At 53.5% G+C, this 14,694-nt stretch carries 9 protein-coding genes; 6 read left to right on the forward strand and 3 right to left on the reverse strand.

The genetic code is table 11. The features are described from left to right. Positions 1–176: 176 nt before the first annotated feature. The 6 genes from nirB (at position 177) to FHD02_RS00225 (ending at position 11,842) form a co-directional block, all read left to right on the forward strand. On the forward strand, positions 177–2,720 hold the full coding sequence (gene nirB, locus FHD02_RS00200) for an NADPH-nitrite reductase large subunit (RefSeq protein ID WP_220393428.1): 2,544 nt from the start codon (positions 177–179) through the stop codon (positions 2,718–2,720). Then, positions 2,717–3,043, forward strand: coding sequence for a nitrite reductase small subunit NirD (nirD, locus tag FHD02_RS00205; RefSeq protein WP_042312029.1), 327 nt, complete (start codon positions 2,717–2,719; stop codon positions 3,041–3,043). Before nirB ends, nirD begins: the two co-directional genes overlap by 4 nt. Before the next feature lie 166 nt (positions 3,044–3,209). Further along, positions 3,210–4,019: a nitrite transporter NirC gene (nirC, locus tag FHD02_RS00210; protein ID WP_069323809.1), complete on the forward strand. Its 810-nt coding sequence runs from the start codon at positions 3,210–3,212 to the stop codon at positions 4,017–4,019. Between the two features lie 11 nt (positions 4,020–4,030). Continuing rightward, positions 4,031–5,404, forward strand: coding sequence for a siroheme synthase CysG (gene cysG, locus FHD02_RS00215; RefSeq protein ID WP_137361500.1), 1,374 nt, complete (start codon positions 4,031–4,033; stop codon positions 5,402–5,404). A 301-nt stretch (positions 5,405–5,705) separates the two neighbouring features. After that, positions 5,706–11,474 carry an autotransporter outer membrane beta-barrel domain-containing protein gene (locus tag FHD02_RS00220; protein ID WP_137361501.1) on the forward strand — a complete coding sequence of 1,923 codons (5,769 nt, stop codon included), beginning with the start codon at positions 5,706–5,708 and terminating at the stop codon, positions 11,472–11,474. Positions 11,475–11,671: 197 nt separating this feature from the next. Continuing rightward, positions 11,672–11,842: a YhfL family protein gene (locus tag FHD02_RS00225; protein ID WP_003827690.1), complete on the forward strand. Its 171-nt coding sequence runs from the start codon at positions 11,672–11,674 to the stop codon at positions 11,840–11,842. Between the two features lie 67 nt (positions 11,843–11,909). On the opposite strand, the gene FHD02_RS00230 is transcribed toward FHD02_RS00225, so the two are convergent. The 3 genes from FHD02_RS00230 to FHD02_RS00240 are packed head-to-tail and all read right to left on the reverse strand — an operon-like array spanning position 11,910 to position 14,687. Further along, positions 11,910–13,004, reverse strand: coding sequence for an aminotransferase class I/II-fold pyridoxal phosphate-dependent enzyme (locus FHD02_RS00230; protein ID WP_137361502.1), 1,095 nt, complete (start codon positions 13,002–13,004; stop codon positions 11,910–11,912). 13 nt (positions 13,005–13,017) lie between these two features. Then, positions 13,018–14,322, reverse strand: a complete 1,305-nt coding sequence (locus FHD02_RS00235; protein ID WP_137370391.1) for a YhfT family protein — start codon at positions 14,320–14,322, stop codon at positions 13,018–13,020. 11 nt (positions 14,323–14,333) lie between these two features. Continuing rightward, the gene (locus FHD02_RS00240) at positions 14,334–14,687 is read right to left on the reverse strand and encodes a DUF2620 domain-containing protein (protein ID WP_047408212.1); all 354 of its coding nucleotides are present in this window, start codon (positions 14,685–14,687) and stop codon (positions 14,334–14,336) included. Positions 14,688–14,694: the final 7 nt, after the last annotated feature.

Genomic DNA, 14,694 nt, shown 5'->3' on the forward strand with positions numbered 1-14,694 from the left:
TTTGTGCGCTTTTTATACAAACACTAAAAGCCAGTCAATTCCGTAACTTATAAAAATGTAGGTAAATCAGTTATATACCTCTTAAGGAGTATATGAGGGCGAATTTGATTTGTATCAATAAGCGGGGTAGCTGAATCGTTAAGGTAGGCGGTAATAGAAAAGAAATCGAGGCAAAAATGAGCAAAGTCAGACTCGCTATTATCGGTAATGGTATGGTCGGCCATCGCTTTATTGAGGATCTTCTTGATAAATCCGACGCTGCCAATTTTGATATTACCGTCTTCTGTGAAGAACCCCGCAAAGCGTACGACCGCGTACACCTGTCTTCCTACTTCTCCCACCACACCGCCGAAGAGCTTTCTCTGGTGCGCGAAGGATTCTACGAGAAGCACGGCGTTAAGGTATTAGTCGGCGAGCGCGCAATTACCATCAACCGCCAGGAGAAGGTGATCCACTCCAGCGCGGGTCGTACGGTTTATTACGATAAGCTGATCATGGCGACTGGCTCTTATCCGTGGATCCCGCCGATTAAAGGTTCGGAAACCCAGGACTGCTTCGTTTACCGCACCATTGAAGACCTCAACGCCATTGAGTCTTGCGCGCGCCGTAGCAAACGCGGTGCTGTCGTCGGCGGTGGCCTGCTGGGCCTGGAAGCCGCCGGTGCGCTGAAAAACCTCGGCGTTGAAACCCACGTGATTGAATTCGCTCCGATGCTGATGGCTGAACAGCTGGATCATATGGGTGGCGAGCAGTTACGTCGCAAAATTGAAAGCATGGGCGTGCGAGTGCACACCAGCAAAAACACGAAAGAGATTGTCCAGGAAGGCGTCGAAGCGCGCAAAACCATGCGTTTTGCCGATGGTAGCGAACTGGAGGTCGACTTTATCGTTTTCTCTACCGGTATTCGTCCACGCGACAAACTGGCTACCCAGTGCGGTCTGGACGTCGCTCCGCGCGGTGGGATCGTGATTAACGACACCTGCCAGACTTCTGACCCGGACATCTATGCCATCGGCGAATGCGCCAGCTGGAACAACCGTGTATATGGTCTGGTGGCTCCCGGCTACAAAATGGCGCAGGTCGCCGTTGACCATATCCTCGAAACCGAAAACGCCTTCGAAGGCGCAGATTTAAGCGCCAAGCTGAAGCTACTCGGCGTTGACGTTGGCGGGATTGGCGACGCGCATGGCCGCACACCAGGTGCGCGCAGCTACGTTTACCTCGACGAGAGCAAAGAAGTCTACAAACGCCTCATTGTCAGCAAAGATAACAAAACGCTGCTCGGCGCGGTTCTGGTGGGCGACACCAGCGATTACGGCAATCTGCTGCAACTGGTGCTGAACGCTATCGAACTGCCGGAAAACCCGGACTCATTGATCCTGCCTGCGCACGCGGGCAGCGGCAAACCGTCTATCGGCGTCGATAAACTGCCGGACAGCGCGCAGATTTGTTCCTGCTTCGACGTCACCAAAGGCATGCTGGTTGCTGCTATCAATAAAGGTTGCCACACCGTTGCGGCGCTGAAAGCTGAAACCAAAGCCGGTACCGGTTGCGGTGGGTGTATCCCACTGGTAACGCAGGTCCTGAACGCTGAACTGGCGAAACAGGGTATTGAAGTTAACGACAACCTGTGTGAACACTTCCCGTACTCGCGTCAGGAACTGTTCCATCTCATTCGCGTAGAAGGCATTAAAACCTTCGAAGAGTTGCTGGCAAAACATGGGAAAGGCTACGGCTGTGAAGTGTGTAAACCGACCGTCGGTTCCCTGCTGGCCTCGTGCTGGAATGAGTACATTCTCAAACCTCAGCACACGCCGCTGCAAGACACCAACGACAACTTCCTGGCGAATATCCAGAAAGACGGCACCTACTCTGTAATCCCGCGCTCCGCTGGCGGTGAAATCACCCCTGAAGGTCTGGTGGCCGTGGGGCGTATCGCACGTGAATTTAACCTGTATACCAAAATCACCGGCTCTCAGCGTATTGGCCTGTTCGGCGCGCAGAAAGATGACCTGCCGGAAATCTGGCGCCAGTTGATTGAAGCCGGTTTTGAAACCGGTCACGCCTATGCTAAAGCATTGCGTATGGCGAAAACCTGCGTGGGCAGCACCTGGTGCCGCTACGGCGTGGGCGATAGCGTCGGTTTCGGCGTCGAGCTGGAAAACCGCTACAAAGGCATCCGCACGCCGCACAAGATGAAGTTCGGTGTCTCCGGATGTACCCGTGAATGCGCGGAAGCCCAGGGCAAAGACGTGGGTATCATCGCCACGGAAAAAGGCTGGAACCTGTACGTTTGCGGTAACGGCGGGATGAAACCTCGTCATGCGGATCTGCTGGCTGCGGATATCGATCGCGAAACGCTGCTCAAGTATCTCGACCGCTTCATGATGTTCTACATCCGCACTGCCGACAAACTGACCCGTACCGCACCATGGTTAGACAACCTGGAAGGCGGCATCGAGTATCTGAAATCGGTCATCATCGACGACAAGCTGGGCCTGAACGAACATCTGGAAGAAGAGATGGCCCGTCTGCGTGAAGCGGTGGTCTGCGAGTGGACAGAAACCGTTAACACCCCATCTGCGCAGGTTCGCTTCAAGCACTTCATCAACAGCGACAAACGCGACCCGAACGTCCAGGTTGTGCCTGAACGTGAACAACATCGTCCGGCAACGCCTTATGAGCGTATCCCGGTGACTCTGGTGGAGGAAAACGCATGAGCCAGTGGCAAAACATCTGCAAAATCGATGACATTCTGCCTGCAACAGGCGTCTGTGCCCTGTTAGGTACTGAACAAGTTGCGATTTTCCGCCCGTATCACAGCGACCAGGTGTTTGCGATCAGCAACATCGATCCGTTCTTTGAGTCCAGCGTGCTTTCTCGTGGTTTGATCGCTGAACATCAGGGAGAACTGTGGGTCGCCAGCCCGCTGAAAAAACAGCGCTTTCGTTTAAGCGATGGGCTGTGCATGGAAGACGAACAGTTCTCGGTAAAACATTACGAAGCGCGAGTAAAAGACGGCACGGTGCAGTTGCGCGGTTAATAAATTTTTGGGAGGCGCAACGCCTCCCCTTTTTTGACGTATTTGTAGGCCTGATAAGCGTAGCGCCATCAGGCAATTGCACAAGCACATTGCCGGATGGCGGCATAAATGCCTTATCCGGCCTACGGTTACTTTTTTTTATTTTTTGTACTTCAAGGATAATCAAATGTTTACAGACACTATCAATAAGTGTGCGGCTAATGCTGCGCGCATCGCACGCCTGTCGGCTAATAACCCGCTCGGATTCTGGGTCAGTTCAGCAATGGCAGGGGCTTATGTCGGTCTTGGCATCATTCTTATTTTCACCCTCGGCAATCTGCTCGACCCATCCGTACGTCCTCTGGTGATGGGTGCAACCTTTGGTATCGCCTTAACGCTGGTCATCATCGCGGGTTCTGAACTGTTTACCGGTCACACCATGTTCCTGACGCTCGGCGTTAAAGCGGGCACCATCAGCCACGGTCAAATGTGGGCAATTTTGCCGCAAACCTGGCTGGGTAATCTGGTCGGATCCGTGTTTGTCGCCCTGCTTTATAGCTGGGGCGGCGGCAGCCTGTTGCCGGTCGATACCAGCATCGTGCATTCGGTTGCACTGGCGAAAACCACAGCGCCTGCAACGGTGCTGTTCTTCAAAGGCGCGCTGTGTAACTGGTTGGTTTGTCTGGCAATCTGGATGGCAATTCGTACCGAAGGCGCAGCGAAATTCCTCGCTATCTGGTGGTGTTTACTGGCATTTATTGCTTCCGGCTACGAACACTCGGTTGCCAACATGACGCTGTTTGCCCTCTCCTGGTTCGGTCATCATAGCGAAGCCTATACCCTGGCCGGAATTGGTCATAACCTGTTGTGGGTGACACTCGGTAATACTTTGTCCGGTGTCGTATTCATGGGATTGGGTTATTGGTATGCTACGCCAAAATCGGAGCGTCCGGCTCCGGCAAAAATCAATCAGCCAGAGGCTGCTGCCAATAATTAAGGGGTAATGTCGTGGACCATTTGCCTATATTTTGTCAACTACGTGACCGCGACTGCTTGATCGTCGGCGGTGGTGATGTCGCAGAACGCAAAGCGCGGTTACTGCTGGAAGCGGGCGCCCGTATAACGGTTAATGCGCTGGCGTTTATTCCGCAGTTCACCGTATGGGCAAATGAAGGCATGCTGACGCTGGTTGAGGGGCCGTTTGATGAGTCCCTGCTCGATCCTTGCTGGCTGGTTATCGCCGCCACCGATGACGATGCCGTTAACCAAAGCGTCAGCACCGCAGCAGAATCACGCCGTATCTTCTGCAACGTGGTCGATGCGCCAAAAGCAGCCAGTTTTATCATGCCCTCCATTATCGACCGCTCGCCGCTGATGGTGGCGGTCTCCTCTGGCGGCACTTCACCGGTGCTGGCCCGTCTGCTGCGTGAAAGACTCGAATCCATGCTGCCTCAGCATCTTGGCCAGGTCGCACAGTATGCGGGCAAGCTGCGTTCCCGGGTTAAAAACCAGTTTGCCAGTATGGGTGAACGTCGCCGCTTCTGGGAAAAATTGTTCATTAATGACCGCCTGGCGCAGTCGCTGGCAAACAACGATCGTAAAGCTGTCGAGGAAACCACCGAGCAGTTGCTCAGCGAACCACTGGATCACCGTGGTGAAGTGGTGCTGGTTGGCGCCGGTCCTGGCGATGCCGGGTTACTAACGTTGAAAGGGCTGCAGCAGATCCAGCAAGCCGACGTAGTGGTTTATGACCGTCTGGTTTCCGACGATATTATGAACCTCGTGCGCCGCGATGCGGACCGGGTATTCGTCGGTAAACGCGCGGGTTACCACTGCGTACCGCAGGAAGAGATTAACCAGATCCTGCTGCGTGAAGCGCAACAGGGTAAACGCGTCGTGAGACTGAAAGGTGGCGACCCGTTCATCTTTGGTCGCGGTGGCGAAGAGCTGGAAACGCTTTGCCACGCCGGTATTCCATTCTCTGTCGTACCGGGTATTACCGCAGCCTCCGGTTGTTCCGCCTATTCCGGCATTCCACTGACCCATCGTGATTACGCCCAGAGCGTTCGTCTGGTTACCGGGCACCTGAAAACCGGCGGCGAGCTGGACTGGGAAAATCTGGCGGCAGAGAAACAGACGCTGGTGTTCTACATGGGGCTGAACCAGGCGGCCACGATTCAGGAAAAACTGATCGAATTTGGCATGCAGCCCGATATGCCGGTTGCACTTGTAGAAAACGGCACCTCCGTGAAACAACGCGTCGTCAACGGTGTGCTGACGCAGCTCGGGGAATTAGCGCAACAGGTTGAAAGCCCAGCGCTAATTATTGTTGGTCGTGTGGTAGGCCTTCGCGATAAGCTGAACTGGTTTTCGAACCATTAATTCAAATTATGCCCTGTTATTCAGGGCATTTATCATTCCTGTCATTCATTCTTTATTCTCAAATTTAAATTAAGAAAAACTAAATTCATTCACCAAGGAGATGATTTTTCGCTCTAATTTATGAATTCATTGCAAAACATCCCATTTATATTCGTATAATCCATAAATAAATTCACATCCTAAATAATATAGTCATTTAGTAGTTTGACTAAGTACGGCTGTTCAGTGGCAAAATAATAATCGAAATAAATTTATGCCTTCTATGGCATATTTTGTGCGTATTTATTTAAGGATATCGATTATGCAAAGGAAAAAACTCATTGCGGTGGGTATTGCTCTTGCGTTGCAAACTTACTATCTCCCGGCGATAGCCGCAGATAGCAGCGACGATGACAACGATTGCCCCACTGATGTATCCGTATTATCAAAAGACGAGCGTAACAAACTCTCCGCACGCTGCGTGGCGGGTTATACAGAGCAAGACAATCACTGGGGATGGGTCGCAGGTGGTATCGCTGCGCTAACAGCCGGTGTAGCGATAGGTATCGATAACAATGGCGGCGGTCATTCCCACTATAATGATACACCTACAACCCCATCAGATAACGGCAGCGATGTAACACCCACACCTCCCGATGACGATGGCGGCGATGTCACGCCCACACCTCCCGACGACGATGGCGGCGATGTCACGCCCACACCTCCCGATGATACCTCAGTCATTACCTTCAGTAATGGCATCACCATCGATAAGGGATTGAATACACTGACATTTGACGACATCAGGCTGGATAGTGGCACAGACCTCGGCGGCGCGATGTGGAATTATTCCGAACAGGACGATCAGTGGCAGATCGCGTTAGAAGACGGTAAAACTCTGCTGGTTTCAGACTGGAAAGTCACTGACAGCAACGCTGCCGTAATCGAAGGTACAGTGCAGGGAAGCGGCCTGTACTGGAAATATGACAGCCAGGGATACCTGATTGTTGCCGATGATCAAACCACAGTCGCAACGGGCGACGACGAGTCACACGCCGCCGATCGCGGTGTTGATACCCACGGTGCAGGTAAAACCGGCGTCATCATCTCCGGCGATCGGACAAACAACGCGTTAAGCGGTGATTCCTCTGTCAGCGATGGCGCGGTTGGCATCGTCATTACTGGTGACAACACTACCAATACGATTTCAGGACAAAGCACCGTCGATGGCGCAACCGGCGCACTGATTTCAGGTGACGACACCACCACCCGCATTTCCGGTGGCATTGACGTCACGGGCGGCGGCACAGGCATGGTGATCGATGGCGACAGAACCACGGTGGATAATACCGGTATATCTAACATCAGCGGTCAGGGTTCTACCGGCTCCATCGTCAATGGCGACAACTCGCACGTTATCAACGATGGTGAACTCAATGTGGCCGACGGCGCTACCGGGGCAAAAATTACCGGTGATGATGTCTTCATCGACAACAAAGGCGATACTACCGCCAGCGGCGCCGGATCTTTCGGGCTGAATATTGACGGCGACAACGCAACCATTAACAACGAAGGGAAACAGGATATTTCCGACGGCGCAACGGGCATCTTTGTTAACGGCAACAGCACTACCTTCAATAATACCGGTACCACTGAGGTAAGCGGCGCTGATTCAACCGGTATCATTATTACTGGCGACAAGACGCGCATTACTAACGATGGCGAGTTAAACGTTACCGACGGAGCGACCGGAACCCAAATTAACGGTGACGGCGCCGTGATTGATAACACCGGCGACACAACAGTCACCGGCGCGGGCTCCACCGGCCAGTACATCAAAGGCGATAACGCGCGAATCGCGAATACGGGTGATATCACCGTGGATGGCGCGGGCTCTACTGCCGCAGTCATTGATGGTAATGATAATAATCTGACCCAGGCAGGTGACATGCTGGTCACCAACGGCGCGACGGGTATCGTCGCCAACGGTACCGGCGATGAGGTGAAAAATACCGGCAACGCCACCGTCCGCGATCGGGACTCTGTGGGGTTTGTGGTTGCAGGCGAACAAAACACCTTTAGCAATAAAGGGGATATTAACGTTAGCCTAAATGGTACAGGCGCGCTGGTAAACGGCAATACGTCGCAGATTACGCTGGACGGCGATATTAACGTGAACTCAGCACAGGACAGCAGCGGCATATTTCGCGGCGCAACGGGCGTGAACGTGAGCGGCGACAGCAACGCCGTTGATATCACCGGCGACGTTAATTTGAGCGCAGATTACGCAAAAGAAGATAAAATTGACAGTGGCTCCCCGCTAACCGGCGTTTCCGTCAGCGGTAACAACAACGATATTACCCTGGACGGCGCGCTGAATTTTGACGTTAACGCCCAGACCTCGGCTACCGAGCAGATTGTGGGGCTGAACGTTAACGGTGACAACAACAGCGTCAAGATAGACGGTGGTATCAACGTCAGCCACAATTCATCTGAGGATTCCAATGTATCCATCACGGCCATTAATATTGACGGCGACAGCCAGGTCGTATTAAGCGGCCAATCTTCCATAGATACGACAACCATAGTGGGCGGAATGGTTACGCTGGCGCAAGTCAATAACGGCGGCTCGTTAATTCTGACTGACGCCTCCAGCATTGATATCAGTGCCCATTATGTGAGTAATTACTATTTCACCGACAACGCCCTATTACTCGCCAGTGGCGAAGGTTCCTCAATTGAGAACAACGGTAGTATTACCAGCCACGGCGTCTATTCCATAATAAAAGCCAGCAACGGAGCTGAAGCCAGCAACAGCGGTGATATTCTGGTCTATGCCACCGACAACAGCAGCAATGATGACGATCGTACCGCCATTGTCCGCGCTGAGGGCGAAGGCTCCATGGTTCACAATCAGTCCGGCGGCGATATCTCCCTTATTTCCGACCAAAAGCCATCAGAAAACAATGGTATCGCTGAATTTCCGCTGATGTGGTATAACCATACCTTCTACGCGATGGCAGCTACAAGAAAAGATAGTAGCGTCATTAATGATGAAGGTGCCACCATCCATTTGCAGGGAGCAGGCGTGTATGGTGTTTCCGCCAGCAAAGGGACAGCGCGGAACGAAGGTGATATCTACCTGGACGGCTTAGTCCCGACGCTGGATGATGAAGGCAACATCACCGGCACAAGTTACTGGCATCCGTCATCGCTCTATCTCACCAGCACGGGTATGGTCGCTGGCTCAACCGACAGCGGTCAGGGCGATGCAACCGCCACCAATACGGGCACCATTACCGTCAATAATGCGGGCTTCGGTATGATGGCGCTCAATGGCGGCACAGCCATTAACCAGGGCACCATTAACCTGACTGCCGATGAAGGCGTTACACAAACCGACGAAAATCAACTGGTCGGTATGGCCGCGTTAAACGGCGGTTTGGTAATTAACGACACCAGCGGCACGATCAATATTGAAGCTGCCTACGGTAAACCCTTCCTGACCGACAGCAGCAGTAACATCGTTAACTACGGCACGGTCTGCTTTGGCGACGATTGCCAGGACAGCGACGAATACAACCCGACCGACAGCAATGTTTCCCTTTCTCTCCTCGATGGTGGCGTTATTACCGCTGAAGGCGAAACGCTGACGGATAAAACCATCATCACCGATCCGGCCGCAACGGGAACCGTGCATGTCACCAACGCTGGCACCGTCAGCGGCGGCAAGGTTATCGTTAAAAATTATGGCGACGTGACCAACGAATCCACCGGTAGCATCAGCAGCGTGAGTATCGACACTGGCGGGGTTTATACCAACGATGGGACAACGGCGGCGGTATCCGTAGACGGCGGCGTCTTCAACAATACTGGTACCGTAACCGGGAAAACCGGAACCACGGTAGCTGGTTCCGTTATTAACAACAGCGGTTCCATGAACACGGTTGAGCAATGGTCCAGCACCATGAACAATACCGGTACGGTGACAGCCTGGACTGGCGCATCGGGCGGTGCGGTACTGAACAACAACGCAGGCGGCGAAGTTGATAAGCTGAACTTTACCGCCGCCGCAACCGTCAACAACGCGGGGGTAATTAAAAACGGCTCTGTCGATAAAAGCGGGACGCTTAATAACCTCGAAGGTGGCGTGATGACGCTGGCGGATAACGGCCTGTGGTCCGGTACCTTCAATAACTGGGGGACGGTAAACAGCGATGCCGATATCGCCACCGGCGGGAGCGGACACACGCTGTACAACGGCAGCACTGGCGTCATTAACGGACAGGTCACTACCTCGAAAAATAATGGCGGCAGTAAAGCCATTAACGACGGCACCATTAACATTGATAAAACTAACAATGTGGCGATGTCCGCGCACGGCAGCGCGAAGATGGTCAATAACGGCACTATCAATGTGGGGACAGTAGGCACCACGCAAACCGGCATGGTCGGGATGCAGCTGGAATCAGATGCCAAATCCGATGCAGTGATCGAAAATAACGGCACCATCAATATTTACGCCAGCAACTCCTACGCCTTCAGCCAGTTGGGCAGTAACGGTCATATCGTCAATAACGGCACAGTCTACATTGATGACAACGTGACCGGCTCCGGCTTTATCAAGCAGGATGGTAAAACCATTGAAGGCAGCGGCGAAAACGGCGACGGTACGGAAGTGCATTATGTTGACTTCACGGCACCCACGGAACCCACCATTACCGATGGCACGACAACCGTTACCACCAGCGACAGTGCAGATTCATCTGCCACCAACAACCTGTCGGGCTACGTAGTCGGCACCAGCGCTGATGGCAGCGCCGGTAAATTGATGGTCAGCAACGCCAGCATGAACGGTGTGGAAATTAACACCGGGTTCACCGCAGGCACCGCCGACACCAGCGTCAGCTTTGACAACGTGGTTGAGGGTAGTAACCTGTACGACGCAAGCGCCATCCAGTCCACCAGCGTGGTGTGGAACGCCCAGGGTAGCCAGGACAGCAACGGCAACGTTGACGTCACCATGACCAAAAACGCCTATGCCGACGTGGCCACCGACGCCAGCGTTTCTGGCGTGGCGAGTGCGCTGGACGCTGGTTACACCAACAACGAGCTGTACACCAGCCTTAACGTGGGTACTACCGCCGAGCTGAACAGCGCACTCAAGCAGGTGAGCGGTGCTCAAGCCACCACGGTATTCCGTGAAGCGCGTGTACTCAGCAACCGCTTTACCATGTTGGCCGACGCCGCGCCGCAAATTAAAGATGGCCTGGCGTTCAACGTGGTGGCGAAAGGCGACCCGCGTGCGGAGCTGGGCAACGACACCCAGTACGACATGCTGGCATTACGCCAGACGTTGGATCTCACCGCCAGCCAGAATCTGACGCTGGAGTACGGTATTGCGCGTCTGGATGGCGACGGTTCGAAAACTGCGGGCGATAACGGCCTGACCGGCGGCTACAGTCAGTTCTTTGGTCTGAAGCACAGCATGGCATTTGATGAAGGTCTGGCGTGGAACAACAGCCTGCGTTATGACGTGCACAACCTCGACAGTAGCCGTTCTGTCTCTTATGGCGACACCAACAAGGTGGCGGATTCCGACGCACGTCAGCAGTATCTTGAGTTTCGCAGCGAAGGAGCGAAAACCTTCACCATGATGGGCGATGCGCTGAAAGTCACACCTTACGTCGGGGTGAAATTCCGTCACACGCTGGAAGGCAGCTACAAAGAGCGCAGCGCAGGGGATTTCAACCTGTCGATGAACGCTGGCAGCGAAACCGCCGTAGATTCCATAGTCGGAATGAAGCTCGACTACACCGGTGAAAATGGCTGGAGCGCCAGCGCCACGCTGGAAGGCGGCCCGAATCTAAGCTACAGCAAAAGCCAGCGTACCGCGTCGCTACAAGGTGCCGCAGGCCAGTCCTTTAGCGTAGACGACGACCAAAAAGGCGGCGGCGTCAACGGTCTGGCGACTGTTGGCGTGAAGTACAGCGCCAAAGACGCCAGCCTGAATCTGGATGCTTACCAGTGGAAAGAGGATGGTATCAGCGATAAAGGCTTCATGTTGAATTTCAGAAAAACATTTCGCTAATTAATTATACTCGGCAGCCTGGCATTCTTTATTAATACCAGGCTTTTTTATTTAAAAATAATTCATTGGCTGTATATTTTATATAAAAGCCGTTAAGTCCTTTTCTGGACTATTTTAATTATATTTTAGTTGATATCTTAACCGCCGAGAAATGGACTTCATCCATTTTAAAATAGATATCTTACAAGGATTTTAACATGCTGAAATTTGCAAAAATCACCTTAGTTGCTGGTGTTCTGGCTACGCTGACCGCGTGTACTGGTCATATCGAAAACACAAAAAATAACTGCAGCTACGATTACTTCCTGCATCCAGCAATTTCGATTTCTAAAATTATTGGTGGCTGTGGTCCGGCTGCAAATCAGTAATAAAAGCGATTGCGCAGATACAAAAAAACCGGGAATCACCCGGTTTTTGCATTTATAGATTCGATGCTCATTCACATGTTATCGCACTCACACTCTCGCGCAAAATACGCAGCACGGTCTGTTCTCCACTTCTGTTTGGGTTAATACGGATCGCATAATCTCCCAGCGACGGATTTGCTTCGCGAAACGTCCCCGAAAGACGATAGAACAATGGAGGGATCTCATACTTTGACTCTGCTCCCACCGGGTATGGCAGCGCACCACTCTCTTGCGCCGCCTTCAGCACGCGGGCTGCAATCGGCTGGTGAAACTCCACGATTAGCACCTTCGACTGGGCATTGGCGATGACGGCTTTTTTCACCTCGGGCAGCGCTCCGCTATTGAGCATCGCCAGCAACCGTTCGGAAACGCCAGCCTGTACCGCATGCATCACCGGGGCGAAAACCAGTCCACGAAGTACCTCCAGCGCCTGCCCTCCCTGAATCTGGCTGCCGCCGGAATAAAGTGTCGCACGAATTTTAGCGATAACCTCCGCCTTGCCGACAACCGCCCCTACGCCTTCCGGGCCGAAGAGTTTAAAGCACGAAAAGGTAGACAGTGTAGCCCCACATTCACAGCCAATACCGTCAACTTTCATCACCGCGTAGTTATCGTCGGTTAACGTCGGTACGCCGCACTGCGCAATTTCCGCCAACACCTCGGCTAACACGTAACGATCCTGCGGTTGCTGGCGCGTGTGCTGCACCAGCGCGGCATCAGGGCGATGCTGCGTAATCGCCTGCGTGATTGTCGGGAGGCAGTTGAAATCCGCCCTGACCAGGGTAATACCCATCTGCTCAACGAGTACCTGCGTTGTGGGATACACAGGCGCATCATGAACCAGCAGACGCTGGCCGGGTTTGAGCAGCGCAGCCAGCCCGACGCGAATAGCCCCGGTGCCTGCCCCCTGAACCAGCGCTGCGGCCTCAGCATGAAACGCCTCGGCCAACACCTTTTCCACACGCTGCGTGACCCGAGGCTGATTCAGCCCCGGCACCAGTCCCAAGTCACCTCCGGTCAGAAAATCAGCGCCGGGAAAGTGACGGCAGAGCGTATCCACCAGCGCAAACTGCTTCTGCTGCGCTTCTGCGAGCGTCAGGCTTTGCAGAGGGAATGTTTTCATTTTTTACGCCTCCTCAAGCCGGAACAAACAGACCAAACCAGTAGAGAATATTCAGCACAATACCGGTGATCATCACCGCCACGACCGGGGCCGCCATCTTCTGAACCGGACGCCCTATCGATTCGTTGAGGAAGTAAATCGCCACCGCAATCGAGAAGCCGGTGTAGCCCGCCATCTTGATTGCGGCAAAAATCGAGCCGACCAACAGCGCCATTTCCATCAGCATATTCATGGCATTACGAATATTGTCCGACGCATTACGCACTGACGGATACCGTCCCAGCCATTTGCCAATCGAACGCAGCAGCAGCACTTCCGCTGAAATCACGATAGCGCCAAGGATTGCCGCAATCCACGGGTTCGGCGCCAGGTAGCCAACGGAATAGACGAACGTGAAGCCCGCTACCGCATAAACACCCGTCGCCAGCGCGGTTGTCGCAATCATTGGCACAAAACCCAGCCCGCGCATAAACTCCGCCAGGGCAGCCTGGTTCACCAGCGTCTGCGACTGCTCCGGTGTAATCCCTGCCGAATAAGCTTTTTCCAGCGTAAAAATTGAGACTTCGCTGCCAGCGAAAATCTTCATACTGGCGACGGCCGCGATCAGTGCGCCGACAATGGCGATGTACGGCAGGTTTTTAATAATCCGCGAGGTTCGTTCCTCAAAGACCGATAACCCGCTGGCATCCATCTCTTCATCGCCACGGTGGCGAATATCATGCGTAATGGCGATAGCCAACAGCATCATCATCCCGACGAAGATCTCAATGGATTCCGGATTCAGATGCGGGAAGTAACGCACGACCACCACACGGGTCATCAGTACCACCACCGCCGCGATAATGCTGTGCTTCCAGCCGAACTGGTAGAAAATCGCCACCAGCGGGAAAAGTGCGAATGCGGAAACCACCGGAGAACTCAGCTCGCCGAGGCTACCCAGCACATCAACCGGCAACGCCGTGAGCAGATGGTTTACCGGCAGCAGGCAGGTCAGAATCAATACGCCCCAGATAGCGCCCAGACCGAACGCCAGCAGGCTGTTCATCGCCAGCACACCGAGAATGTCCGTTGGCAGGAACAGCAGCCAGGCGTTGAGCAAGCCGGTTTTCAGGGTAAAGGAGATCCCAACCGACGCCACAAAGCCAATACTCAGACCAAACGCGATACTTCCCGCCTCACGGCGGTTCATGTATCCCTCGATCAGCTGCGGCAGAATCGGACGGATACCGTCATGAAAGACAGCCGCCGAGCGATGCGCCAGAAGTGACGTCATGCCGGTCAGGCAGGCCACCAGCACAATCTGAATGTACAGATCCATAGTCATGCCTTTTATTTCAGATGGTTAACCAGCATCGGTATCGCATGTTCAACATGTTCGACGGAGAGGCCAAAAGCCACTTTCCCTTCCGCAACCATTTTTGCGATATGTTCGTCTTTCGCCTTAATACCCGGCCTGGCGATAGTGCAGCTTTTGTTGTAGCCAATCACCGCAATGGCAATCGAAAGCGCTGCGCCCGCACCGGTGTTACAAGCGCCAATGTAGTAATCCAGTTGCCCGGATTTCACCTTCATCGCCGCTTCCATATCGTTATGAATGGACACCTCAAAGCAGCCAGGAGCGGCGGTTTCGATGGTCTTTTTAATCTGCTCACGTTGTAAGCCAGCAACGCCAATCTTTTTCATGATTCTG

It is taken from the genome of Citrobacter sp. EC_71 (assembly GCF_019584005.1).
In the GTDB taxonomy this organism is placed as follows: domain Bacteria; phylum Pseudomonadota; class Gammaproteobacteria; order Enterobacterales; family Enterobacteriaceae; genus Citrobacter; species Citrobacter werkmanii.